The following is a 24,672-nucleotide window of genomic DNA, read 5'->3' as shown; positions in this document are numbered from 1 at the left end:
CTATCTGTCTTTGCACTTTTCGCGGCGATGTCACCGGTCGCCCGGGCTGCAAGCGAAACGGAGCCTTTTGCTTGCCTGTCCAAGCCATTACTCTCCCTGTCATAACCAGAACCCAGAGGGTCGACCCATCTTGAGCTCCGTGCCCGCGTCCCCGAATGCCACCCAGGCAGCCAATGCCGTCGCCGAAAGCGTCCAGTACCAGGGCCGCAAGGCCAGTCGTCAGGGCAGTGAGCAGCGCCGCCAGGCGATTCTCGATGCCGCCATGCGCATCATCGTGCGTGATGGCGTGCGCGCCGTGCGCCATCGCGCGGTGGCGGCCGAGGCGCAGGTACCCTTGTCGGCCACGACCTACTATTTCAAGGATATCGATGACCTGATCACCGATACCTTCGCCCAGTTCGTCGAGCGCAGCGCTGCGCAGATGGCAGCCTTCTGGGCCAGTACCCGGGGTGTGCTGGAGGAGATGGTCGGGCGCCTGGATGGCGGCGAACAGGCGCGTCGGCAACTGGCCGACGAGATCGCCGCTCTGGCGGTGCAGTACGTGCAGCGCCAGTTGCATGAGCGTCGTGATCACCTGATCGCCGAGCAGGCGTTCCAGCAGGAAGCCCTGCTCAACCCACGGCTGCGCGAGCTGGTGCGAGCCCACCGGCAGATCCTGCAGCAGGGTGTCACGCACTTCTTCGAGGTACTGGGCTCGCGCCAGCCCGAACAGGATGCCGTGCTGTTGACGGCCGCCATCGTGCGGATGGAGTATCAGGGCCTGCTAGACGGTGTAGAGCACCTGGACAGCCAAGGAATGCTGGCCATCCTTAAACGCTACATGAACTTGGTTCTGGGGTTGTAAACCGTCGATCATCGGGTCGAACGGCCTTCACAAGGAGAGCGAAATGAAAGCCTGGCGCGCATTGGTCGCCCTGTCCTTCCTGCTGTTGAGTGGTTGCCTGGTCACCTTCAAGGACCCGATTCCGGCCAACGAGGCTGCGCCCATACCACTGCTGGGCGAATGGACTCGGCAGGACGAGTGGGGGGATCAGCTGTTTCTGGAAATCACCCGTGCCGGCTCCAACCTCTACCTGGCGCGCATCTACGAGGGCAGTGCGGACAACGAAAGTAGCTTCGAGGAGTTCGGTTTCACCGTCGCTCATCATGGCCGCCGCTGGTACCTCTCGGCGGGCTTGCCGAAGAGCCTGGGTGCCAACTTCGCCATCGCCGGTTTCGAGCTGACCCGGGACAACGAGCTGGTGCTGTACAACCTCGACACCGACCGCATTCTTCAGGATATGGACAAGGGCCTGCTGGAAGGGCAGACCGTACCCATGCCCGAAGCTGACGGTGCATTGATCACCAGCCCGCTGGACAAGGTGTTCGCCTACCTCGACGACCCGGCCAATGCCGACCTGTTCGTCGAGGTGGCGCGCTATCAGCGGGCCGCCGAGTAGGAACTGCAATGAACAGCCAGCAAAAACTGGACGACTACCAACTCTGTATTCGTGCCCTCAGTGACCGCATCGTCGACGCGCAAACGCCCATCCGCATACTCGATGCGGTGAAGTGGGACGACGGCATCCGTGACGGCTTTCTCAAGGCCAAGGGCAAGCAGCTGCCGGCCGTGGATCGCGACTACTACCTGAGTCGGCCGCTGGCCTTCGATGCCACCGCGAAGAAGCTGGAATTTCAGAACATCGAGCGCGACATCACCCGCCAGCTCGGCCAGTTCAACCCGGTCGGGCAGATCATGCGGCGCATGTGCAAGGAATACCGCATGGTCATCCGCATGCTCGAGGCGCGTGGCACCGAGGACTTCGGCCTGATCAGCCAGGAGCTGTATGGCGCTGCCTCCGACGCCTTCCATGCTGGCGATCCGACCTTGGCCGACCTGGGTCTGATGCTGTCGGACTACCTCAACAACATCGCCGCGCGTGGTGATCTGGAAGACGAGGCCAAGACCCTCGGGGCCAGTGATGCGGTGAATATTCTGCAGCAGCGCCTGGCCGGGGTATTCGGCGACGACACCATCCGCGTGTTCGAGTCCGACGGTATCCTTGCCGATGCTGCCGCCGGCGCTGACTACATCAAGATCCGCAGCGATGCGCGCTTCAACGAGCGCGACGTCAAGGCGCTGGAGGTGCATGAAGGGCTGGTGCACGTTGGCACCACGCTCAACGGCCTCAACCAGCCGATCTGCACCTTTCTGGCCAAGGGCCCGCCTTCATCGACGGTGACCCAGGAGGGCCTGGCAATTCTCATGGAGGTGATCGCCTTCGCCTCCTACCCCACGCGTTTGCGCAAGCTGACCAACCGCACCCGCGCCATCCACATGGCCGAGGAGGGCGCAGATTTTCTCGAGGTGTTCGAGTTCTTCCGCGAGCAGGGTTATGGCCTGGAAGGCGGCTACAGCAATGCCAGCCGGGTGTTTCGCGGCTCGCTGCCGACGGGGCTGCCGTTCACCAAGGATCTGTCCTACCTGAAGGGCTTCATCCTCATCTACAACTACATCCAGTTGGCGGTGCGCAAAGGCAAGCTGGAGCAGATTCCGCTGCTGTTCTGTGGCAAGACCACCCTGGAAGACATGCGCACGCTGCGCAAGCTGGTGGACGAGGGGCTGGTGCTGCCGCCCAAGTATCTGCCGCCGCAGTTTCAGGACATGAACGCACTGTCGGCCTGGATGTGCTTCTCCAACTTCCTCAACCATTTGAGCCTGGATCGCATCGAAGCGGACTACGCCAACATCCTCTGAATCACACTGCACGTAGGCTGCGCCGCGCGCACCGCTGCCGCAGCGCATCGTCAGGTTTGCAACGTCGTGGCCCACCCCGGAGACCCGCAAGTGCCCAGCCATCAACTCGAATACGAAATCCTCGGCACTTCGGCGCAATCGGTGGAGATCATCCTCGACCCTGGCGAGACGGTGATCGCCGAGGCCGGTGCGATGAACTACATGACCGACGGCGTGCGCTTCGAGACGCGCATGGGTGACGGTTCGTCCAGTGGGCTGCTGGGCAAGCTGTGGAGCGTCGGCAAGCGCATGCTCACCGGCGAGTCGCTGTTCATGACCCACTTCAGCAATGGCGGGAAGACCCAGGCGCGGGTCGCCTTCGCCGCGCCTTATCCGGGCACCGTGGTGCCCATCGACCTGGCGCAGGTCGGCGGCCGGCTGATTTGCCAGAAGGACGCCTTCCTCTGTGCCGCACATGGCACCCGCATCGGTATCAGTTTCGCCAAGCGCCTGGGTGCCGGCTTCTTCGGTGGCGAGGGCTTCATCCTGCAGAAGCTCGAAGGCGATGGCCTGGCCTTCGTGCATGCCGGTGGCACGGTGATCCGCAAGGAGCTGAACAACGAGACGCTGCGTCTGGACACCGGCTGCCTGGTGGCTTTCAGCAGCGGCATCGACTACGACATCGCCCTGGCCGGCGGCCTCAAGAGCATGCTGTTCGGTGGCGAAGGCATCTTGCTGACCACCCTCAAAGGCACCGGTACGGTGTGGATCCAGAGCCTGCCGTTCTCGCGTCTGGCCGAACGTGTCTATGCCGCGACCGTGCAGGCGCGCGAAGAGGTGCGCGCGGGTGGCAAGTAGCCTGCGAGTACTGGCCTTGCTGCTGGCCAGCCTGTGCTTGGCTGGTTGCAGCGGCCTGTTGTTCTACCCGGAACCTGGCCTGCCCATCACTCCGGCTCGCGCCGGCCTGGAATACCGCGATATCGAACTGCGCGCCGCCGATGGCACGCGCCTGCATGCCTGGTGGCTGCCGGCCAAGGCCGGGGTGAAGGTCAAGGGCACGGTGCTGCATCTGCATGGCAATGGCGGCAATCTGGCCTGGCACCTGGGTGGCGTTCACTGGCTGCCGGAACAGGGCTATCAGGTGCTGATGCTGGATTATCGTGGCTACGGTCTGTCCGCAGGCAAGCCGCGACTGCCGGAGGTCTATCAGGATATCGATGCAGCCTTCGCCTGGCTCGAACAGGCGCCGCAGGTGCAGGGCTTGCCGCTGTTGGTGTTGGGGCAGAGCCTCGGTGGCGCATTGGCCGTGCACTACCTGGCCGAGCATCCCGAGCGTCGCTCAGGCGTGCAGGCCATGGCGCTCGATGGTGTGCCAGCCAGTTATCGCGACGTGGCCCGGCATGCCCTGAGCACCTCCTGGCTGACCTGGCCGCTGCAGGTGCCGCTGTCCTGGTTGGTGCCGGATGGTGACAGCGCGATTCACCGCATCGATCGACTCGCCGGCTTGCCGCTGCTGATCTATCACAGTGTTGACGATACGATCGTGCCGCTTTCCAATGGCCAGCGTTTGTATCAAGCTGCGCGCCCGCCACGCGCCTTTCAGGCGACCGGTGGGCTGCACGTGCAAACCTTTGCCGAGCCCGCCTGGCGCCAGTCGCTGCTGGCGTTCTTCAGCGCGCCGCAGGCTTTTGTCGAACGCCAGGGGCCGGCTACCGAATCCGCAACAGAGAGTCCGCAATGACCGAACGTAATCCCATTCCCCTCATCTTCACGGGTGTCGCCAGCATCGTCGGCACCATCGGCGTGCTCTGGTACTACGGCTACGTGCATTTCGCCAAACCGGAAGATGCGCTGCTGCTGTCCGATTTCACCATGCTCAAGACCGTACCGGGTGAGGATTACAAGGTCTCGCTGAAACCGGCCAACCAGGTGGCGCAGTGCATCGATGGCGTGCTGGTGTTGTTCGATCTGCAGCAGAAGGGGCTGACCGGTGTGCTGGTGGACAACAAGAAGCAGGCTGTGCGCTGCATGGGCCAGGAAACCCCGGGGCTGGAGCAGTAAGACAAAACGCATACGTAGGGAGTCGCGGGGCCGCCTAGGCCGTGCGCACCGAAGCCTCGGCGTGAGTGTTATCGGTGCGCATGGCGCACCCTACGGCAAAAAAGAAACCCGCCGTCAGGCGGGTTTCTTCATTCCGGCTGGCTGTCAGGCGCCGGTAGCCGAACGCGGAGCGACCGGCTGGTTGTCGTTGGAGATGGTCACCTCCACGCGACGGTTCTGCGCGCGACCGGAGTCGCTGGCGTTGTCCGCGACCGGATACTCCTTGCCATACCCCTGGGCGACGATGCGCGTCGGCGCTACGCCAGCGCGTACCAGGGCGCGGCGTACGGACTCGGCGCGGCGCTCGGACAGGCCCTGGTTGTAGCTGGCCGAGCCGACGCTGTCGGTATAACCCTCGACGATCACCTGGCGCTCCGGATTCTCCTGAAGGAAACGCGCCAGTTCGGTGACATTGGGCAGCGCGCTGCTCTTGAGTTCGGCCTTGTTGAAGTCGAACAGGACGTCACCAAAGGTCACCAGCGTGCCGCGTTCGGTCTGTTTGGCGTTGAGGCTGTTCTGCAGCTTGCGGATCTGCGCATCACGAGCATCGAGCAGGGCCTGGGCGCGCTGCGCCGAGGAATTCTTCAGCTCGGCTTCGGCATTGCGCAGCACGATGGTCTGCTTGGCCACCTCGACGCGCTGGTTGGTCAGGTAGGCCAGTTGGTCGACCTTCTTCTCGTCTTCCTTTTCCATGTAGGCCTTGTCGGCCTTGTTCAGCCATTCCTGGGCTTCCTTGGTTTCCAGCGCCGCGACCTTGCTCGCCTGCGGATCACTCTGCAGGGAGGAGAAGTTGCTACGCGCCGACTCCAGGTTGGCATTGGGCTGGTGCGAGCAGGCGGCCAGGCCGACGCTCAGGGCCAGAAGGGCGGGGATCATCACGTGTTTACGCATGGCGTTCATCCTTTGATCTGTCAGCGAATGGGTGGGGTGCATGGCGCTCACTGAGCGTTGCGCATGCCTTCCTCACGCAGTTCCTGAACACCCTGACGGGCGTCTTGCAGTGCCTGCTCGGCTTTGGCGGCCTGGGCCTTGCGCTCGGCGAGTCGGGCGTCCCACTCAGCCTGTTCAGCCAGGCGGCGGGCCTTCTCGTACTCTTCCTCATGCATGGCCAGTTCGGCTTCTTTGAGCTTGTCCTGCGCGGACTTCATTTCCACGGCGGCAAACTCGGTACCGCCGGCACTGATCGCCGAGTTCACGGCAGACTGCGTCACGGCGTATTGCTCGCTGGGCGGGTTACCCGCACAGCCAGCCAGTACCAGGCTGCCACCCAGTGCCAGGGCGGCCAGTTTGATCCCGTGCAGGCGGCTGCGTGGGGCTTTCTCGGTATGGGTCTTCATGGCGGCTAACTCCATTTGAAACACTCCTATGAACGACGATATCCGTGGCAATTGGTCCATCGTGCTGCCCGTCTACCAAGGGTCTTGGCGATATTGGCGTGCCGCGATGGCCTGCAGTTGGGACCCGCACGTTTTTCGAATGGTTCAGAAAAAAAGACAGTTAGCTCATGATTTAATGGATGACCGGCCAGTCAGGTAATCACTGCTCTGGCCGTCCTCGAAGCGGGCGGTGAGGCTCGTTGATAAGCCTCAAGCCCTTGTGGAATCTGGCTTATGAGTTTTTGGCAGGTTGCTGGTGGCCGCGACAAAGGCGCCCCTGAAACGTCCAGGGTCGCTGTCGCTATTGCGTAAAGCAGCTTGGATATTCGGCGTTCAGGCTCTAAACAAGCGGAACTGAACGATATATCGAACGAATGAGCGCCTTCCCAGCATCAGTGGCTCGTACCCTTGCCCGTTTCACTGAGCTCACGCAGGTACTTGCGCGACAGCGCCAGAAAGCGCGGTGTGGGCCCTATGTCCTCGTACAGCGGGTCGCCCTGTTCGTCCAGTGCCACCACCTTGCTGCCGCGCACGTAGGGCAGGCTGGCCTCGAGCTCCTCGAGCGCCGCCCCGATCAGCTCGCCGAGCAGTTCCTCGCTGTGGTGCTTGGGGTACATCTCGGTGAGCGCCGCCAGGCGGGCGGCCGACTCGACATCCAGATGAATGTGATAGCGGGTCGGGGTCAGGTGCCCCTTGGCATTCTGTTCCCAGTGTTTTGCCAGTTCGCGAATTCTCATGTCGTCACTCCTCACGGGGGGCGCAGCTGATGCCGGCTAGCGCATCCACTACGCCTGTCAGTAAGCCTAGTCCCAGCACGCAGGCCTGCCTGGGTACGCGTCGCACCCTTGTAAGAAGTTGGCGCGCTGGGCACTCTGTTGACACTAACCGGGATAAGGAGTGCGACATGGCGGAAATCGATGCGCGCCTGCGTGAAGAGGTGCACCTGCTCGGCGAGTTGCTCGGGCACACCATCAGCACCCAGCTAGGCGACGAGTTTCTCGACAAGATCGAACGCATACGCAAGTCGGCCAAAGCCGGTCGTCGCGGCTCTGCGGCGGGTGCCGAGGAGTTGACCAGCACCCTGGGCGATCTGGGTGACGACGAACTGTTACCGGTGGCACGAGCCTTCAATCAGTTTCTCAACCTGGCCAACATCGCCGAGCAGCAGCATCGTGTGCGTCGCCGCCGTGCCGGTGAGCCCGAGCCGTTCGAGTTGCGCGTGCTCGACGAATTGCTCGAACGTCTGCTCGCCGCCGGACAGGGCAGTGATGAACTGGCGCGCCAGCTGGGGCGCCTGGACATCGAGCTGGTGCTGACGGCGCACCCCACCGAAGTGGCGCGGCGTACGCTGATCCAGAAATACGATGCGATCGCCGCGCAGCTGACGGCACTGGATCACTGCGACCTGTTGCCAGCCGAGCGTGAACGCATCGCCCAGCGTCTGCAGCGGCTGATCGCCGAAGCCTGGCACACCGAGGAAATCCGTCGTAGCCGGCCCAGCCCGGTGGACGAGGCCAAATGGGGCTTCGCCGTCATCGAGCATTCGCTGTGGCAGGCTGTGCCGCAGTTCCTGCGCCGCGCCGATCAGAGCCTGCAGGCCGCCACCGGCCTGCGTCTGCCATTGGAGGCTGCGCCGATTCGTTTCGCCTCGTGGATGGGCGGTGATCGTGACGGCAACCCTAATGTCACGGCGCGCGTGACCCGTGAGGTGTTGCTGCTGGCGCGCTGGATGGCCGCCGATCTTTACCTGCGCGACGTCGACAATCTGGCTGCGGAGCTGTCCATGCAGCAGGCCAGTGACGAACTGCGCGCGCAGGTGGGCGACAGTGCCGAACCCTACCGCGCATTGCTCAAGCAGCTTCGCGAGCGTCTGCGCGAAACGCGCAGCTGGGCGCAGCAGGCGCTCACTGCCGAGGTGGCGCCCAGCACGGCAGTGTTGCGTGACAACCATGATCTGCTGGCGCCGCTGCAGCTCTGCTACCAGTCGCTGCATGCCTGCGGTATGGGCGTCATCGCCGATGGTCCGCTGCTCGATTGCCTGCGTCGAGCAGCCACTTTCGGCCTGTTTCTGGTGCGCCTCGATGTTCGCCAGGATTCCACCCGGCACGCTGCGGCGATGTCGGAAATCACCGATTACCTGGGCCTCGGTCGCTACGCCGAATGGGACGAGGAGACGCGCCTGAGCTTTCTCCAGCGCGAGCTGGAAAACCGCCGGCCACTGCTGCCAAGCGACTATCGCCCTTCGGCCGATACTGCCGAAGTGCTGGCGACTTGCCGTGAGGTGGCGGCTGCGCCTGCCGCCTCGCTGGGCTCCTACGTGATCTCCATGGCCGGTGCCGCCTCCGATGTGCTGGCCGTGCAACTGCTGCTGAAAGAGGCCGGGTTGCGCCGACCGATGCGGGTGGTGCCACTTTTCGAAACCCTGGCCGATCTGGATCATGCCGGGCCGGTGATCGACCGCCTGCTGGGGTTGCCCGGCTATCGTGCGCGCCTGCATGGCCCGCAGGAAGTGATGATCGGTTATTCCGATTCGGCCAAGGATGCCGGTACAACCGCCGCGGCCTGGGCGCAGTACCGCGCTCAGGAGGAATTGGTGCGCCTGTGTCGCGAGCATCAGGTCGAACTGCTGCTGTTCCACGGTCGCGGTGGCACCGTCGGCCGTGGTGGTGGCCCTGCTCACGCGGCCATCCTGTCGCAACCGCCCGGCTCGGTGGCAGGGCGTTTCCGCACCACCGAGCAGGGGGAAATGATCCGCTTCAAGTTCGGTCTGCCGGATATCGCCGAGCAGAACCTCAACCTCTATCTGGCAGCAGTGCTGGAAGCCACGCTGCTGCCACCGCCGGCGCCGGAGCCGAGCTGGCGGGCGATGATGGATCGCCTTGCCGATGTCGGCGTGAAGGCCTATCGCGGGGTGGTGCGCGAGCATCCACAGTTCGTCGAATATTTCCGTCAGGCCACGCCGGAGCAGGAGCTCGGCCGCTTGCCGCTGGGCAGTCGCCCGGCCAAGCGGCGCGAAGGTGGTGTGGAGAGTCTGCGGGCGATCCCGTGGATCTTCGCCTGGACCCAGACGCGGCTGATGTTGCCGGCCTGGCTTGGCTGGGAGCAGGCACTGGGACAAGCCCTGCAAGGCGGTGATGCCGAGCTGCTGAAAAGCATGCGCGAGCAATGGCCGTTCTTCCGTACGCGCATCGACATGCTGGAAATGGTCCTGACCAAGGCAGACGCCAATATCGCTGCCCTGTATGACGAGCGCCTGGTCGAACCGGCGCTGCAGGCGCTGGGTGCGCAGTTACGCGACCTATTGTCGCAGGCGTGCGCTGCCGTGCTGGAACTGACCGGCCAGTCGCGCCTGCTCGCGCATAACCCGGAAACCCTGGAATCGATCAGCGTGCGCAACACCTACCTCGACCCGCTGCACCTGTTGCAGGCCGAGCTGCTGGCGCGCTGCCGGCAACGTGAACAGGCGCCGGAGAGCCCTCTCGAACAGGCCTTGCTGGTCAGTGTTGCCGGTATTGCAGCGGGCTTGCGCAACACGGGGTGAAGGGCAGCGGGCGCTGGTGGACAACTGCCTGACCTGCGCCGCGAAGCAGGTCCAGGCCGCCGGGAGGAGGGTTTTTATCCGACTTTTGGCGGCTTGTGCGCCTGGGGTGCGCTGTGTATCTTGAGCAGCCTTTTGGCCGCTACGGCTGCCGCACTACATTCAAGAGATTGGCCCCACGAGGCGAGTCCGACCGATTACTACATAACTCTTGAGGAGCACATCGATGCGCGTGATTCTGCTGGGGGCGCCCGGTGCCGGCAAAGGTACCCAGGCTCGCTACATCACCGAGAAATTCGGCATTCCGCAAATCTCCACTGGCGACATGCTGCGTGCTGCGGTCAAGGCTGGCACCGAGCTTGGTCTGAAGGCCAAGAGCGTGATGGACGCTGGTGGTCTGGTCTCCGACGACCTGATCATCAATCTGGTCAAGGAGCGCATCGCTCAGGCCGATTGTGCCAATGGCTTTTTGTTCGATGGTTTCCCGCGCACCATTCCGCAAGCCGAAGCGCTGCGTGATGCTGGCGTCGCTCTGGATCACGTGGTTGAAATCGCCGTGGAAGACGAGGAGATCGTCAAGCGTCTGTCCGGCCGCCGTGTTCACCCGGCTTCCGGCCGCGTCTACCACACCGAGTACAACCCGCCGAAGGTTGCCGGCAAGGACGACATCAGCGGTGAAGAGCTGGTTCAGCGCGAAGACGACAAGGAAGAAACCGTGCGTCATCGCCTGTCCGTCTACCACTCGCAGACCAAGCCGCTGGTGGACTTCTATCAGAAACTCTCCGCTGCATCCGGTACCCCGAAATACAGCCATATTCCGGGTGTCGGCAGCGTCGAAGAGATCACCGCGAAGACTCTGGCGGCTCTGGACTGAGTTCAGATCGCCAGCTGTCATCATGACAAGGCCCCACAAGGGGCCTTGTTCGTTTATGGAACCTGGTACGTTCTGGTCGTTCTCAAGCATGGCCGCGCAATGCGTGCCGGCTAGTATCGAGGATGCAGCCTCCGGCCTGCGTCGGGGCGTGTCGATAACCTATAAGGAAGAGGGCATTCAATGACCGAGAAACGCATCTGGCTGGGCCTTGCGGTATCGCTGCTGGCTACTGAGCTGACATTTGCCGACACCGCGGCGGATTGCTCCGTCACCGAATTCACCATGGGCTTGCGCTTTCAGCAGCAGTCCGCGGAAATCCAGGCGTTGCAGTTGCAGGCCTACAACATCGCCACGGAGAAACTCGACAAGGCTGTGGCGGCGGCGAAGGATCCGTCGAAGCTGGCCATCGTCACCGATCTCGATGAAACCGTGATCGACAACAGCGCGCTGCTGGCGCGTGATCTGGCCAACTGTCACCAGTACGACGCCTGGGACACCTGGCTGCCCTGGGAGCGTGACGGCACTCCCGTGCTGATCCCAGGTGCGAAGAAATTCCTCGAGCACGCCGACAGGCTCGGCGTGACCATCCGCTATATCTCCGACCGCGCCGACGAGCAGAAGAAGTACACCCTGGCCACGTTGAGCAAGCTGGGTCTGCCGCAGGTATCGGAGCAGAGCGTGCTGCTGCTCGGGCCGCCCAAGGTCGAGCGCCGCGCCATCGTCAGCGCCGATCAGCAGATCATCCTGCTGCTGGGTGACACGTTGCATGATTTCGACGCACGTTTCCGCAAGACACCGCTCGACGCACAGCGCAAGACCGTCGCCGAAGAGTCGGGCAAGTGGGGCGTGGAGTGGATCGTGTTCCCCAATGCCGGCTACGGCACCTGGTCCAAGGCGCCGCTCAAAGGCTGGGAGGCAGAGCCGGTAGTCGAGCCCTGGTAAGAGCCTGTTCAAAGTCTGCTGCGCGTCGGCCCTGCGGCGTTAAAACAGGCTGGAGCGCCAGCCCGGTCGGAAGCCGTTTGCGGCTAACGCGCTTTAGCGCGGCCCGAAGGGCGAACGAAGTGAGTAATGCTCATGTACAAAAGTACAGTCGCCCGCGACTCCGACCGTTCCTCGCCTGTTTGATTCGCTGGCGCTCACCCTTCGGGCCAGCCTTCGGCTGTTACTCCCGTGGGTCGTTGCGCCTTGCATTGCTCTAGCTCGCGAGACTTTGAGCAGGCTCCAAGGGCGCCCGTCGGTCGCTCGGCGCGAGCCGGGCGCCGTCATGGCGCTGGAAAAAATGTCGTCGAGCCGGTCTAATGCCGGCTCTTTTTTCTTCAGCTGTCCGAATGCAATGACCACTCTCCTGGCCCTCGATACCGCTACCGAAGCCTGCTCCGTCGCGCTGCTGCACGATGGTCGCGTGCTCAGCCACTACGAAGTCGCCCCGCGCATGCACGCGCAGCGCCTGTTGCCAATGATTCAGCAACTGCTGGGAGAGGCGGGTATCGCCGCATCGGCGCTGGATGCCATCGCCTTCGGCCGTGGCCCGGGTGCATTCACCGGTGTGCGCATCGCCATCGGCGTGGTGCAGGGGTTGGCCTTTGCCCTGGATCGACCGGTGCTGCCGGTCTCCAATCTGGCCGTGTTGGCTCAGCGTGCGCAGCGTGAGCAGGGCGCGACCCAGGTCGCAGCCGCCATCGATGCACGCATGGACGAAGTCTATTGGGGCTGCTACCGCGCCGAGGCTGGCGAGATGCGTCTGCTCGGTCAGGAGGCAGTGTTGCCGCCGGAGCACGCCGAGGCGCCGCGTGGCAGCGAGGGCGAGTGGTTCGGCGCCGGCACCGGTTGGGGCACCTTCGCCGCGCGTATCGCCCTCACGCCGACGCGCATGGATGGCAGCATGCTGCCACATGCCGAAGACCTGCTGAGCCTGGCCCGCTTTGCCTGGGCGCGTGGCGAGGCGGTGCCGGCCGATCAGGCGCAGCCGGTGTACCTGCGTGATCAGGTCGCCACGCCGAAAGCGCCGCCGGCATGACAACTGGTCGGATGCCTGGCGCCGGAATCCCCTTGGCATTTGCCAAGGACGATGCCCGCCGCTACATTGCCAGCACTGTCCCTTGTTCAGCCGAGCCCACCGAGCAGTCCTAGATGCGGATCGACGGTTACCTACCTTCCTACTCGCCAGATCGCGGCCCCCGTTCGGGCACCGCGGTCACGCCCTATCGTGAGGCGCAGCGGGAGGTCGAGGCTCAGCGCGAACAGCCGGCTGCCCCGGCCAGCAGCCAGGGGCTGGAGCAGACGCCGCAGATTCGCCGTGTGCAGGCCAGCAGCAGTAACACCGATAGCCTGCCGAGCCGTGCGCAGGACCTCGGTTATCAACAGCCTGCGCTGAGCAACCGTGCCGCTCAGGCGCTGGCCAGCTACAGCACCACCGCCGCTTACGCCAGCGAGTACGATGCGCAGGAAGTGCTCGGCCTCGATCTCTACGCGTAACCCCGTTTCACGCCCTCTCAGCCAGGCCTGCCAAACCGATCGATGAGCGCTGCGCTTCCCTATTACCTTGGTTGTCCGTCCTGGAGCGAAGCTGCCTGGCGAGCCACGCTGTATCCGCAGGATACCCGGCCAGCCGAGTTTCTCAGCCGCTACACCGAGGTGTTCAACGCGGTGGAAGGCAACACGACGTTCTACGCCAGACCCAACGAGCAAACGGTGACGCGCTGGGCGCAGGTGATGCCGACGCACTTTCGCTTCTGCGCCAAGTTGCCGCGAGACATCAGTCATAGCGAGGATCTCTGCCAGCAACTGGATGAGGTCACGCAGTTTCGCCAGTTGCTGGCGCCGCTCGGCGAACGGGTAGCGCCTTACTGGCTGCAGCTGCCGGCCAGCTTCGGACCGTCGCGGTTGGCGGAGCTGGCGGCGTTCATCGAGCAGTGGGGTGACTGGTCTCTGGCGATAGAAGTGCGCCACCCGGAATTCTTCGCCAAGGGCGATGCCGAGCGCGTGCTCAATCGCCTGCTGCACGAGCGTGGTATCGAGCGCATCTGCCTGGATTCGCGTGCGCTGTTCAGCTGCGATTCGCAGGAGCCCGCCGTGCTGCATGCGCAGGGGAAGAAACCGCGCCTGCCGACTCGGCCCACTGCGTTCAGTCAGGGCCCGCAGTTGCGCTTCATCGGTCATCCCGAGTTACTGGCCAACGACCCCTTCATGCAGCCCTGGCTGGACAAGGTCGCCGGTTGGATCGAGCAGGGGCTGTCGCCCTACGTATTCGCGCACACCTCGGACAACCGCCTGGCGCCGGAACTGGCGCGGCGGTTTCACGAACAACTGATGCTGCGGCTGCCAGGTTTGCCCGAACTGCCGGTATTGCACACGGAACCGGAACTGGAGCAGCTCGGCTTGCTCTGATGGAGGATGAATATGCTGATACGGATAATCGGCCGCTTGCTGTTGCTCTCCCTGCTGCTGGGCGCAGCGCTACTGGTGGCGCTGTGGCGTGGATGGCTGGATGTGGCGCCGCGCTTCAACCCCTGGGCGCCGCTGGATGTGCGAGAGGCGCCGAATCTGCTGACCCCCTTCAAGCTCTGGCGTCTGGGTGAGGATCGTGAACTGTGCGACCTGGCCCTGGCGACGTCCGGGCTGCGTTTCAGCCGTCTGGCCGACAGCACGCCGCACCCGGGCTGCCCGGTGGAGAACGCCGTGCGCATCCAGGGTGCCAGCGTTGGCCTGAGCAGCAGCTTCATGGCCACCTGTCCGCTGGCGGTGAGCTTCGCCCTGTTCGAGCGACATGGGCTGCAGCCGGCTGCGCAGGCGGTGTTCGGCCAGCCGGTGAGCCGCGTCGAGCATGTCGGCAGCTTCGCCTGTCGCAGCATCGCCGGCAGTCAGCGGCCCAGCCAGCATTCCTATGCCAATGCGCTGGATATGGTCGGCTTCCGTCTGCGCGACGGTCAGCACATCAGCGTGCTGCGTGACTGGCCGGGGCAGGGCGACAAGGCGCGCTTTCTGCGTCTGGTGCAGGAAGCGGCCTGCGACAGTTTCAACCTGACGCTGGGGCCGGACTACAACGCCGCCCACCGCGATCACTTTCATGTGGATATGGGGCTGTGGCGGATGTGTCGCTGAGGCGCCCTACGGCAACGAAAAAGCTTCGCCATCCCTAGCGCTTGGCCAACAGCAGATCGGCCGCCTGTCCCTGGCGTCCATCGGCGAATTCGAAGCGGCCCAGCTGGGCGATCTGGTCGTAAGCGCCCAGGGCGATGCCGACGTCGCGGGCGTGCAGGTCGATGGCGCTGACGCCGGCTTCGCCCAGCGTCTGCAACTGCTGGCGGCCCTGGGCATCGAAACGCAGCAGGCGCAGCTGGTCGAACACGGCATCGGCCGCATCGATACGGCCGTCGCCGTTTTCGTCGACGCGGGCCAGTTCGGCAAAACCGTTGACGGCGCCATGCTGGTCGCCGAACAGCTCGCGGCCATCGTCGATACGCCCGTTGCCATTGCGATCCAGCGCCAGCAGTGCATCGTCATTGGTGGGTACGCTGATCGAGTCCATGCGTCCATCGGCGTCCAGGTCGAAGCTCACCGGGCGGCTCAGTCCGCTGGTGGAAAAACCGTTGCCGGCCAGATCCAGCACCAGCGGGTCGACCTGCTGGGGTGCTTGTCCGCTGCTGACATTCAGTTCCAGGCCGCGTTGGTCGATCACTGCCTGACTGACGGCGGCTGCACTGCTGGAGACGGCAGGTGGCTCGGCTGCCTGCTGCAGCTCGCGGGCAATTTCTCCAGGTTTCTGTTCGTCGTCTATCCCAAGGGTGCGGCGCAGAATCTGATAGTTGATGGATTCGTGCGCCACACTGTCGAGCTCTTCATCGAGACGACGATGGCTGGCGGAGCTGCTGCTTGGGCGTGGTGCGGAGAGGGCGTCGAACATGTTCACTCTCGATGCGGCTGTCGGCGGCCGGGTCTGGCAGAATGCCGCTTCTTCGATATCGGCCGCGTGGTCGATGCTTTGAGTGATTTTTGAGCGAACGAGCCAATGACCGACGAGCGGCACAACGCCAGCATCCGTATCCAAGCCCTGCACCCCCAGTACGCTGAAGCAGCCGCCCGGTGGGCGTCGCGCCTGGGCCTGGCGCAAGAGGGGGAAACCGAGTTCGCTCTGCAGCTGGGAGACGACGGGCTGCAACTGGTGGAGCTGGGCGACAAGGCGCCTGGCCCAGTGCGGGTGGATTTCGTCGAGGGCGCAGCGGCGCATCGACGCCAGTTCGGCGGTGGCAGCGGGCAGATGATCGCCAAGGCGGTGGGCGTACAGTCGGGTATTCGTCCGCGCATTCTCGACGCGACGGCCGGGCTGGGCCGCGACTCGTTCGTGCTGGCCAGCCTGGGCTGCGAGATGACGCTGATCGAGCGTCAGCCGCTGGTGGCGGCGTTGCTGGAGGACGGTCTGCAGCGTGCGGCGCTGAACCTCGACGTGGCGCCCATCGTGGCGCGCATGCATCTGCTTGTCGGTAACGCCATCGAGCTGATGCGCCGCTGGCAGGGGGAGGCGCCGCAGGTGATCTACCTCGATCCGATGTTCCCGCATCGCGACAAGAGTGCGCTGGTTAAGAAGGAAATGCGCCTGTTCCGCCCGTTCGTCGGCGATGACCTGGATGCGCCGGCGTTGCTTGAGGCGGCGCTGGCGCTGGCCACTCATCGCGTGGTGGTCAAGCGCCCGCGCAAGGCTCCTGCAATCGAAGGTGGCAAGCCGGGCTACGTGCTGGAAGGCAAGTCCAGTCGTTATGACATTTACCCGAAGAAGAAGCTGGAAGCCGGCGCATAGGCGCCGCCGGTTCAGGGCCGGTAAGCGCGCAGAAACAGCTGCACCGCATCCTGTACATGGTGCTCGGCGGCTTCACCCTCCAGGGGTTCGCCACAACCGATCAGCAGGCGGAAATGCGCGCCGCCCTTGAGCAGGCTGAAGAAGTGATCGGCGGCCAGATGCGGGTTGTCCAGGCTCAGCAGGCCGCGCTTGGCGGCCTTGTGCAGTAGCACTTCCATCTCTTCCTGCACCCGCTTCGGGCCCGCTTCGTAGAACAGCTGCGACAGCTTCGAACCCTGGCTGGCCAGGTTCACCATCATGCGGTGCATTTCCACCGATTCACGGCTGTTGACCAGCGCCAGGAAGCCGCGCGCGATGCCCAGCAGCTGACTCTCCAGCGGCACGTTTTCCGGCAGTTCGAACAGCAGTTCGGGAAGCTGCTCCTCGCACTTGGCCTTGATCGCCGCAGAGAACAGGGTCTCCTTGTCGGTGAAGTGGCTGTAAACCGTGAGCTTGGAAACGCCTGCTTCAGCGGCGATGGCGTCCATGCTGCTGCCGTCGTAACCGTTGCGCAGGAACAGACTCTTGGCCGCCTCGAGGATGGCACGACGTTTGGCGGGATCCTTCGGGCGGCCGGGGCCGGAAGGTTGTAACAACTTGTCAGGCATTGGCGGATTTTAATACTGGACTGGCGAGTTTGCTATTTTTACTATACCCGCCAGTACAAATATTCCAAACCTTCTCCGAAAGGTCTTACACATGTCCCGCCACGTTCTCCCGCTTGTTGCGTCTCTGGCTCTCGTATCCCTGCTGTCTGCCTGCGGTAACGGTGAGCAGGTGGAGCAACCGATCCGTCCTGCCATGGTGGTGCAGCCGCAGCCGGCTAGCGCTCTGGTCGACAGCTACCCGGGCGAGGTGCGTGCACGCTACGAGCCGGAGCTGGCCTTCCGTATCGCCGGCAAAGTGAGCAAGCGCATGGTGGATGTCGGCGACCGGGTGAAGAAGGATCAGCCACTGGCCGAACTGGACCCCCAGGACGTGCGTCTGCAACTGGAAGCCATACGCGCGCAGATGGCGGCAGCCGATGCCAACCTGCAGACCGTGCGCGCCGAGCGTGAGCGCTACAAGGCGTTGCTGGGGCGCAACCTGGTCAGTCGCTCGCAGTTCGACAACGTCGAGAATCAGTACCGTGCTGGCGCAGCGCGTCTGAAGCAGGTCCAGGCCGAATACGACGTGGCCCGCAATCAGACCGACTATGCCGTGCTGCGAGCGTCGCAGGACGGCGTGATCGCCCGTCGTGCGGTCGAAGTGGGGCAGGTGGTGGCGGCTGGTCAGACGGTGTTCACCCTGGCTGCCGATGGTGAGCGCGAGGTGTCGATCAGCCTGCCGGAGCAGAACTTCGGTCGTTTCGAGATGGGGCAGGTGGTCGAGGTCGAACTGTGGTCGCAGCCTGATCAGCGTTTCCCCGGGCGCATCCGCGAGATGGCGCCGGCGGCCGATCCCCAATCGCGCACCTTCGCCGCCCGTGTCGCGTTCACCGAAGGCAAGGTGCCGGCCGAACTGGGGCAGAGCGCGCGGGTATTCATCGCCAGCAATGGCGAGGTACCGCTGGCGGTGCCGCTGTCGGCACTCAGCGCCGAGCAGGGGCAGGCGTTCGTCTGGGTAGTCGATCCCAAGGAGCACATCGTGCAACGCCGCCCGGTGCGTGTCGGCGCCTATGGTGATGAGCGTGTGCCGGTGCTGGAGGGGCTGGCCGCGTCCGATTGGGTGGTCGCCGCCGGGGTGCAGATTCTGCGCGAGGGCCAGCAGGTACGCCCGGTCGATCGGGACAACCGTAACGTCGAACTGGCAGGCAAGGAGTAAGCTGGCATGAGCTTCAACCTGTCTGCCTGGGCGCTGCGCCATCGCCAGATCGTTCTCTACATCATGCTGCTGTTCGCCGTGGTGGGGGCGCTGTCCTACACCAAGCTGGGGCAGAGCGAAGACCCGCCGTTCACCTTCAAGGCCATGGTGATTCGCACCAACTGGCCGGGCGCCAGCGCCGAAGAGGTATCGCGCCAGGTCACCGAGCGCATCGAGAAGAAGCTGATGGAGACCGGCGAGTATGACCGTATCACCAGCTTCTCCCGCCCGGGCGAATCGCAGGTCACCTTCATGGCGCGCGACTCCATGCGCAGCTCGGAGATTCCCGAGCTGTGGTATCAGGTGCGCAAGAAGATCAGCGACATTCGCCACACCTTGCCGCCCGGTATCCAGGGGCCGTTCTTCAACGACGAGTTCGGCACCACCTTCGGCAATATCTATGCGCTGACTGGCAACGGTTTCGACTACGCGGTGCTCAAGGACTACGCCGACCGCCTGCAGTTGCAACTGCAGCGGGTCAAGGATGTGGGCAAGGTCGAGCTGGTGGGGCTGCAGGACGAGAAGATCTGGATCGAACTGTCCAACACCAAGCTGGCGACCCTCGGTCTGCCACTGTCTGCCGTGCAGCAGGCGCTGGAGGCGCAGAATGCGGTCGCGGCTGCCGGCTTCTTCGAGACGCCCAGCGAGCGTATTCAACTGCGTGTGACCGGGCGTTTCGAATCGGTGGAGGAAATTCGCGATTTTCCCATTCGCGTCGCCGATCGTACCTTCCGCATCGCCGACGTGGCCGAGGTCAAGCGCGGCTTCAACGATCCACCCGCACCGCGCATGCGCTTCATGGGCGAGGACGCCATCGGTATCGCCGTGGCGATGAAGGACGGCGGCGATATTCTGGTGCTGGGCAAGGCGTTGGAAGGGGAGTTCGCCCGCCTGCAACAGACGCTGCCGCTGGGCATGGAGTTGCGCAAGGTGTCGGATCAGCCGGCGGCGGTGAAAACCGGCGTGGGCGAGTTCGTCAAGGTGCTGGTGGAGGCGCTGGTGATCGTGCTCGCGGTCAGCTTCTTCTCCCTGGGCGTGCGCACCGGCCTGGTGGTGGCGCTGGTGATTCCGCTGGTGCTGGCGATGACGTTTGCCGCCATGTACTACTTAGGAATAGGCCTGCACAAGATTTCTCTCGGCGCGCTGGTGCTCGGCCTCGGCCTGCTGGTGGACGACGCGATCATCGCGGTGGAGATGATGGCGATCAAGATGGAGCAGGGCTACGACCGCTTCAAGGCCGCCAGTTTCGCCTGGACCAGCACGGCTTTCCCGATGCTCACCGGCACGCTGATCACCGCTGCGGGTTTTCTGCCCATCGCCACCGCGCAGTCCGGTACGGGCGAATACACCCGGTCGATCTTCCAGGTGGTGGCCATTTCGCTGATCGCTTCATGGATCGCGGCGGTGATGTTCGTGCCCTATCTGGGCGACAAGCTGCTGCCCGATCTGGCCAAGCTGCATGCGGCGAAACACGGTGGCAGCGCAGAGGGTCATGACCCTTATTCGACGCCGTTCTACCGCCGTGTTCGCGCCACGGTGGAGTGGTGCGTGCGTCGTCGTGGCGTCGTGATCCTGCTGACCATTGCGCTGTTCGTCGCCTCGGTGCTGCTGTTCCGCTTCGTGCCGCAACAGTTCTTCCCGGCCTCCGGGCGCCTGGAGCTGATGGTCGACATCAAGCTGGAGGAGGGCGCCTCGCTGAGCGCCACCGAAGCCGAGGTGCATCGTCTGGAGAAGCTGCTCAAGGAGCAGCCTGGCATCGACAACTACGTGGCCTATGTCGGCACCGGCTCGCCGCGTTTCTACCTGCCGCTGGATCAACAGTTACCGGCGGCGAGTTTCGCTCAGTTCGTGGTGCTGGCTTCGAGCATCGAGGAGCGTGAGCGTCTGCGTAGCTGGCTGATCCAGGTCATGAACGATGAGTTTCCGTCCCTGCGCAGCCGCGTCAGCCGCCTGGAGAACGGGCCGCCCGTGGGCTACCCGATCCAGTTCCGTGTCAGTGGCGAACATATCGACGAGGTGCGCGCCCTGGCCCGTCAGGTGGCGGACAAGGTGCGCGAAAACCCGCATGTGGTGAACGTGCACCTGGACTGGGAAGAACCGAGCAAGGTGGTGATCCTCAATATCGATCAGGATCGTGCCCGTGCCCTGGGGGTCAACACCGCCGAGCTGTCGCGCTTTTTGCAGGGCTCGCTGTCCGGTACCAGCGTCAGCCAGTACCGAGAGGGCAATGAGCTGATCGAGATTCTTCAGCGCGGTACGCCGCAGGAACGCAAGGCGCTAAGCCTGCTGCCGAGCTTGGCGGTGCCGACCGACAGCGGCCGCAGCGTGGCGCTGTCGCAGGTGGCGACGCTGGAATACGGCTTCGAGGAAGGCATCATCTGGCACCGCAATCGCCTGCCCAACGTCACCGTACGTGCTGATGTGTATGGCAAGCAGCAGCCGGCCAGTCTGACCCAGCAGATCCTGCCGACGCTCGAGCCGATCCGCGCCGAGCTGCCCGATGGTTATCTGCTGGAAGTGGGCGGCACGGTAGAAGACTCCAGCCGTGGGCAGAAGTCGGTGAACGCGGGGGTGCCGCTGTTCATCGTGGTGGTGCTGACGCTTTTGATGCTGCAACTCAAGAGCTTCTCGCGCTCGGCGATGGTGTTTCTCACCGCACCGCTGGGCTTGATCGGTGTCACCTTGTTCCTGTTGATCTTCCGCCAGCCGTTCGGCTTCGTCGCCATGCTCGGCACCATCGCCCTGGCCGGGATGATCATGCGTAACTCGGTGATTCTGGTCGATCAGATCGAACAGGACATCAGCCACGGTCTGGATCGCTGGCACGCCGTCATCGAGGCCACGGTACGCCGCTTCCGCCCCATCGTGCTCACTGCACTGGCGGCGGTGCTGGCGATGATTCCGCTGTCGCGCAGCGTGTTCTTCGGGCCGATGGCGGTGGCCATCATGGGCGGTCTGGTGGTCGCCACGGCGCTGACCCTGCTGTTCCTGCCGGCACTGTATGCAGCGTGGTTCCGGGTCAGGGAGAGCGAGGCGCGTTGAGTCGTGGGAGGCGCTTCAGCGGCGACTTGCTATCGCGGCTTGCGCCCCTTCCACGAGATTCGGGATAGCCATAAAAAACGGGAGCCAGTGGCTCCCGTTTTTCGTCGAGCGGATCGGACTTATTCGTCCATCTGCGATTGCAGGTAGTTCTGCAGGCCGACGGCCTCGATCAGGCTGAGCTGGGTTTCCAGCCAGTCGATGTGATCCTCTTCGGAGCAGAGGATCTCTTCGAGCAGTTCACGGCTGGCGTAGTCACCGATGCTCTCGCAGTAGGCGATGGCGGCCTTCAGGTCACCGTGTGCCTTGTGCTCGATCTTCAGGTCGCACTCGAGCATTTCCTTGGTGTTTTCACCGATCAGGATCTTGCCCAGGTCCTGCAGGTTGGGAATACCTTCGAGGAAGAGAATGCGCTTGATCAGTTTGTCGGCATGCTTCATCTCGTCGATGGACTCGTGGTACTCGTGCTCGCCGAGTTTCTTCAGGCCCCAATCTTCGTACATGCGCGCATGCAAGAAGTACTGGTTGATGGCGACCAGTTCGTTACCAAGAATCTTGTTCAGGTGTTGAATGACCTTCTTGTCGCCTTTCATGACCGCTCCTGCTGCTTCAATGACCGTGATGATCTCGAATTTTCGGCCTGGTTTTCTCTTATGTCAAACTTAAGTAGTTGAAACATAAGTAAAAATAAAACTGAATAAGAATGTTTTTATTCCGCATCACGGCGCCAAGTTATTGAATCAATGCAATAAAAAAGTTGCTGAAAGTTCTGCGCTGACTGAAACAGATAAGTGACCTCGATATTTTATTTTTCCGTGCCCATAAAAAAGCCCCGCAGGACGGGGCATGGGGCGCGCAGAATTCAGGCGGCGTGAGCCGAATGCGGGTCGCGGCTGTTCAGATAGTCCTGCAGGCGGGCCTGCTGCACCGGGGTCATGAACAGGCCCAGTTTGCTGCGCCGCCAGAGAATGTCGGCACTGCTGCGCGCCCATTCTTCACGACGCAGGTATTCCACTTCGCGGGTGTAGAGCCCGGCGCCGAGATGTTCGCCGAGGTCGGTAAGGTTGTGTACGCCATCGAGCAGACGCCAGCTGCGGCTGCCATAGCTGGTGGCCCAGCGTCTGGCCAGGCTGGTGGGTAGCCAGCCATAGCGTTCGCAGAGTGCTTCGACCAGGGCGCTCTGGCTTTGCAGATCCTCACCACCGGGGAGCGGCGCGCTGGCCGTCCAGCTCGGCCCCAGGTGGGTGAAATGCGCGGCCAGTTCCTGCATGGCGGACTCGGCCAGCTTGCGATAGGTGGTCAGCTTGCCGCCGAACACCGAAAGCAGTGGCGCTTCGCCCGGCGCACCGGAGAGCGACAGGGTGTAGTCACGGGTAATGGCCGATGGCTCATCGGATTCGTCATCGCACAGCGGTCGCACGCCAGCGAAGCTGTGCAGCACATCGTCGCGGCTGAGCTGTTGCTTGAAGTGATCGTTGACCACCTTGAGCAGATAGTCGGTTTCCTCGGCGGTGATCGTCACCTGTGCGGGGTCGCCCTGATATTCGCGGTCAGTGGTGCCGATCAGGGTGAAGCGCTCCAGATACGGAATGGCGAAGACGATGCGGCGGTCTTCGTTCTGCAGGATGTAGGCCTGCTCACCGTCATACAGGCGCGGCACGACGATATGGCTGCCCTGGATCAGGCGAATGCCGTACGGCGATTGCTGCTTGAGGTCTTCACGGATGAAGCGCGCGACCCAGGGGCCGGCGGCGTTGACCAGAGCGCGGGCGCGAATGGACAGCAGGCTGCCGTCGCTGCGCTCCAGGTGGATATGCCATAGGCCCTTGCTGCGTCGGGCGCTGACGCAGCGCGTGCGCGGGTGAATGTGCGCGCCTTTTTCCCGTGCGGCCATGGCGTTGAGCACCACCAGGCGAGCATCGTCTACCCAGCAGTCGGAATACTCGAAACCGCGGCTGATTTCCGCTTTCAACGGGCTACCGGCGCCGAAGCGCAGGCCGCGCGAAGCCGGCAGGCGCTCGCGCTTGCCCAGGTGGTCATAGAGGAACAGGCCGGCGCGGATCATCCAGGCTGGGCGCAAGTGCGGACGGTGCGGCAGAACGAAGCGCATCGGTTTGACGATATGCGGCGCCTTGGCCAGCAGCACTTCACGCTCGGCCAGCGCCTCACGTACCAGGCGAAATTCGTGGTGCTCCAGATAGCGCAGACCGCCGTGGATCAGCTTGCTGCTGGCAGAGGAGGTGTGGCTGGCCAGGTCGTCCTTTTCGCAAAGGAACACGGACAAGCCGCGACCGGCTGCATCGGCGGCGATACCCACACCATTGATACCACCGCCAACGACGGCGAGGTCATAGACTTCCGCAACAGGGCTGGCGAACTGGTCATGGGGCATGTGGCACGCTCGGCTATTGGATTCGAATGTGTTGATGTTCACTTTCGAAAATATGCTAGACGAAGATGCGCAGTTTCGCTACCCCGGCGCGCTGGGTGGTCATGCACAAAGGGGATCAGTCGTAGGGCGGGTGTAACCCGCCATCGGTATGCTGGCGGTTTCACCCGCCCTGCGTGAGTACCTGCCAACCGCGCTGATCAGACCAGATCGAGCTGAACCTTGTGGCTGTGCAGCAGGCGGGTGATGGCAGCAGAAGGGGCGCTATCGGTGAAGACGCGGTCGACCAGCGCGATGGAGCCCAGGCGCACCACCGCGTTGCGGCCGAACTTGCTGGAGTCGGCGGCGAGGAAAACCTGCCGCGCGTTGTCGATGATGGCCTGGGAAACCCGCACTTCCTGATAGTCGAAATCGAGCAGGCTGCCGTCGTCGTCGATACCGCTGATGCCGACGATGGCGTAGTCGACCTTGAACTGCTGGATGAAATCCACCGCGGCCTGACCGACGATGCCGCCGTCGCTGCGCACCGTGCCGCCGGCCACCAACACTTCGAAGTCGGCCTTGGCGCTGAGCTGGGCGGCGACGTGCAGGTTGTTGGTGATGACCTTCAGGCCCTTGTGGTTCTGCAGCTCGCGGGCGATGGCTTCGGTGGTGGTGCCGATGTTGATGAACAGCGAGGCATGATCGGGTATCTGCGCCGCCACGGCTTCGGCGATGCGCTGTTTTTCCTCGCGCATCTGCCCGGCGCGCATGCCGTAGGCGGTGTTCTGAATGCTCGACGACTCGCACGCCGCGCCGCCATGGGTGCGACGCAACAGGCCGTGCTCGGCCAACTGGTTGATGTCGCGGCGAATGGTCTGTGGGGTAACGGCGAAGGCCTGAGCCAGCTCGTCGATGCTGACGTAGCCGCGTTCGCGGGCGAGGTTGAGGATGTCGTGCTGGCGGGGAGCGAGATTCATGAGCGC

General features: G+C 63.6%; 24 protein-coding genes. 16 read left to right on the top strand and 8 right to left on the bottom strand.

Annotation, left to right across the window (positions count from 1 at the left end):
• Positions 1-130: 130 nt before the first annotated feature.
• From ACN0X6_RS18575 to ACN0X6_RS18550, 6 genes are all read left to right on the top strand, one after another.
• A complete protein-coding gene (locus ACN0X6_RS18575) occupies positions 131-844 on the top strand; it encodes a TetR/AcrR family transcriptional regulator (protein ID WP_417706198.1) in 714 nt (237 codons plus the stop codon).
• 43 nt (positions 845-887) lie between these two features.
• A complete protein-coding gene (locus tag ACN0X6_RS18570; RefSeq protein WP_417706197.1) occupies positions 888-1,439 on the top strand; it encodes a hypothetical protein in 552 nt (183 codons plus the stop codon).
• Between the two features lie 8 nt (positions 1,440-1,447).
• Positions 1,448-2,737, top strand: coding sequence for a flavohemoglobin expression-modulating QEGLA motif protein (locus ACN0X6_RS18565; protein WP_417706195.1), 1,290 nt, complete (start codon positions 1,448-1,450; stop codon positions 2,735-2,737).
• A 90-nt stretch (positions 2,738-2,827) separates the two neighbouring features.
• The gene (locus ACN0X6_RS18560) at positions 2,828-3,574 is read left to right on the top strand and encodes a TIGR00266 family protein (RefSeq protein ID WP_417706193.1); all 747 of its coding nucleotides are present in this window, start codon (positions 2,828-2,830) and stop codon (positions 3,572-3,574) included.
• Positions 3,525-4,457: an alpha/beta hydrolase gene (locus ACN0X6_RS18555; protein WP_417706191.1), complete on the top strand. Its 933-nt coding sequence runs from the start codon at positions 3,525-3,527 to the stop codon at positions 4,455-4,457. Before ACN0X6_RS18560 ends, ACN0X6_RS18555 begins: the two co-directional genes overlap by 50 nt.
• Complete coding sequence (locus ACN0X6_RS18550; RefSeq protein ID WP_160017347.1) at positions 4,454-4,777, top strand: hypothetical protein; 324 nt, start codon at positions 4,454-4,456, stop codon at positions 4,775-4,777. Before ACN0X6_RS18555 ends, ACN0X6_RS18550 begins: the two co-directional genes overlap by 4 nt.
• 144 nt (positions 4,778-4,921) lie before the next feature.
• Here the strand turns inward: ACN0X6_RS18550 and ACN0X6_RS18545 are convergent, their stop codons facing one another.
• From ACN0X6_RS18545 to ACN0X6_RS18535, 3 genes are all read right to left on the bottom strand, one after another.
• Complete coding sequence (locus tag ACN0X6_RS18545) at positions 4,922-5,707, bottom strand: OmpA family protein (protein WP_417706189.1); 786 nt, start codon at positions 5,705-5,707, stop codon at positions 4,922-4,924.
• Positions 5,708-5,754: 47 nt separating this feature from the next.
• Entirely contained in the window at positions 5,755-6,168 is a 414-nt protein-coding gene (locus ACN0X6_RS18540; protein WP_417706187.1) for a DUF4398 domain-containing protein, read from the bottom strand.
• Between the two features lie 416 nt (positions 6,169-6,584).
• Positions 6,585-6,929 carry a pilin assembly protein gene (locus tag ACN0X6_RS18535; protein ID WP_074682602.1) on the bottom strand — a complete coding sequence of 115 codons (345 nt, stop codon included), beginning with the start codon at positions 6,927-6,929 and terminating at the stop codon, positions 6,585-6,587.
• A gap of 167 nt (positions 6,930-7,096) precedes the next feature.
• Between ACN0X6_RS18535 and ppc the strand changes: the two genes are divergently transcribed.
• The 7 genes from ppc (at position 7,097) to ACN0X6_RS18500 (ending at position 14,705) form a co-directional block, all read left to right on the top strand.
• A complete protein-coding gene (gene ppc, locus ACN0X6_RS18530) occupies positions 7,097-9,733 on the top strand; it encodes a phosphoenolpyruvate carboxylase (RefSeq protein WP_417706185.1) in 2,637 nt (878 codons plus the stop codon).
• A 223-nt stretch (positions 9,734-9,956) separates the two neighbouring features.
• A complete protein-coding gene (adk, locus tag ACN0X6_RS18525) occupies positions 9,957-10,604 on the top strand; it encodes an adenylate kinase (protein ID WP_017675094.1) in 648 nt (215 codons plus the stop codon).
• A 180-nt stretch (positions 10,605-10,784) separates the two neighbouring features.
• Positions 10,785-11,546, top strand: a complete 762-nt coding sequence (locus ACN0X6_RS18520; RefSeq protein WP_417706183.1) for a 5'-nucleotidase, lipoprotein e(P4) family — start codon at positions 10,785-10,787, stop codon at positions 11,544-11,546.
• A 391-nt stretch (positions 11,547-11,937) separates the two neighbouring features.
• Positions 11,938-12,621: a tRNA (adenosine(37)-N6)-threonylcarbamoyltransferase complex dimerization subunit type 1 TsaB gene (tsaB, locus tag ACN0X6_RS18515; protein WP_417706181.1), complete on the top strand. Its 684-nt coding sequence runs from the start codon at positions 11,938-11,940 to the stop codon at positions 12,619-12,621.
• Between the two features lie 113 nt (positions 12,622-12,734).
• Positions 12,735-13,079, top strand: a complete 345-nt coding sequence (locus tag ACN0X6_RS18510) for a hypothetical protein (protein ID WP_417706180.1) — start codon at positions 12,735-12,737, stop codon at positions 13,077-13,079.
• A 42-nt stretch (positions 13,080-13,121) separates the two neighbouring features.
• Complete coding sequence (locus ACN0X6_RS18505) at positions 13,122-13,991, top strand: DUF72 domain-containing protein (protein ID WP_417706179.1); 870 nt, start codon at positions 13,122-13,124, stop codon at positions 13,989-13,991.
• Positions 13,992-14,003: 12 nt separating this feature from the next.
• A complete protein-coding gene (locus ACN0X6_RS18500) occupies positions 14,004-14,705 on the top strand; it encodes an extensin family protein (protein WP_417706177.1) in 702 nt (233 codons plus the stop codon).
• A gap of 34 nt (positions 14,706-14,739) precedes the next feature.
• Here the strand turns inward: ACN0X6_RS18500 and ACN0X6_RS18495 are convergent, their stop codons facing one another.
• On the bottom strand, positions 14,740-15,507 hold the full coding sequence (locus ACN0X6_RS18495) for a hypothetical protein (protein WP_417706175.1): 768 nt from the start codon (positions 15,505-15,507) through the stop codon (positions 14,740-14,742).
• A gap of 105 nt (positions 15,508-15,612) precedes the next feature.
• On the opposite strand from ACN0X6_RS18495, the gene ACN0X6_RS18490 reads away from it, so the two are divergent.
• Positions 15,613-16,398 (top strand): class I SAM-dependent methyltransferase, encoded by a 786-nt coding sequence (locus ACN0X6_RS18490; protein WP_417706173.1) that lies wholly within the window; start codon positions 15,613-15,615, stop codon positions 16,396-16,398.
• 11 nt (positions 16,399-16,409) lie between these two features.
• Here the strand turns inward: ACN0X6_RS18490 and ACN0X6_RS18485 are convergent, their stop codons facing one another.
• Positions 16,410-17,045 carry a TetR/AcrR family transcriptional regulator gene (locus tag ACN0X6_RS18485; protein ID WP_417706171.1) on the bottom strand — a complete coding sequence of 212 codons (636 nt, stop codon included), beginning with the start codon at positions 17,043-17,045 and terminating at the stop codon, positions 16,410-16,412.
• Between the two features lie 91 nt (positions 17,046-17,136).
• Between ACN0X6_RS18485 and ACN0X6_RS18480 the strand changes: the two genes are divergently transcribed.
• Together ACN0X6_RS18480 and ACN0X6_RS18475 are read left to right on the top strand one after the other, a co-directional pair.
• Entirely contained in the window at positions 17,137-18,240 is a 1,104-nt protein-coding gene (locus tag ACN0X6_RS18480; protein WP_417706169.1) for an efflux RND transporter periplasmic adaptor subunit, read from the top strand.
• 6 nt (positions 18,241-18,246) lie between these two features.
• A complete protein-coding gene (locus ACN0X6_RS18475) occupies positions 18,247-21,321 on the top strand; it encodes an efflux RND transporter permease subunit (RefSeq protein ID WP_417706167.1) in 3,075 nt (1,024 codons plus the stop codon).
• 119 nt (positions 21,322-21,440) lie between these two features.
• Here the strand turns inward: ACN0X6_RS18475 and bfr are convergent, their stop codons facing one another.
• The 3 genes from bfr to ACN0X6_RS18460 form a co-directional block, all read right to left on the bottom strand.
• Positions 21,441-21,911 carry a bacterioferritin gene (gene bfr / locus ACN0X6_RS18470; RefSeq protein WP_003462607.1) on the bottom strand — a complete coding sequence of 157 codons (471 nt, stop codon included), beginning with the start codon at positions 21,909-21,911 and terminating at the stop codon, positions 21,441-21,443.
• A 269-nt stretch (positions 21,912-22,180) separates the two neighbouring features.
• Positions 22,181-23,710 (bottom strand): glycerol-3-phosphate dehydrogenase, encoded by a 1,530-nt coding sequence (glpD, locus tag ACN0X6_RS18465; RefSeq protein WP_417706165.1) that lies wholly within the window; start codon positions 23,708-23,710, stop codon positions 22,181-22,183.
• 197 nt (positions 23,711-23,907) lie between these two features.
• A complete protein-coding gene (locus ACN0X6_RS18460) occupies positions 23,908-24,666 on the bottom strand; it encodes a DeoR/GlpR family DNA-binding transcription regulator (protein ID WP_417706164.1) in 759 nt (252 codons plus the stop codon).
• Positions 24,667-24,672 lie beyond the last annotated feature (6 nt).

This window comes from Pseudomonas sp., from assembly GCF_048269965.1.
GTDB lineage: Bacteria > Pseudomonadota > Gammaproteobacteria > Pseudomonadales > Pseudomonadaceae > Aquipseudomonas.
This window is presented reverse-complemented; position numbering and strand designations above follow the sequence as displayed.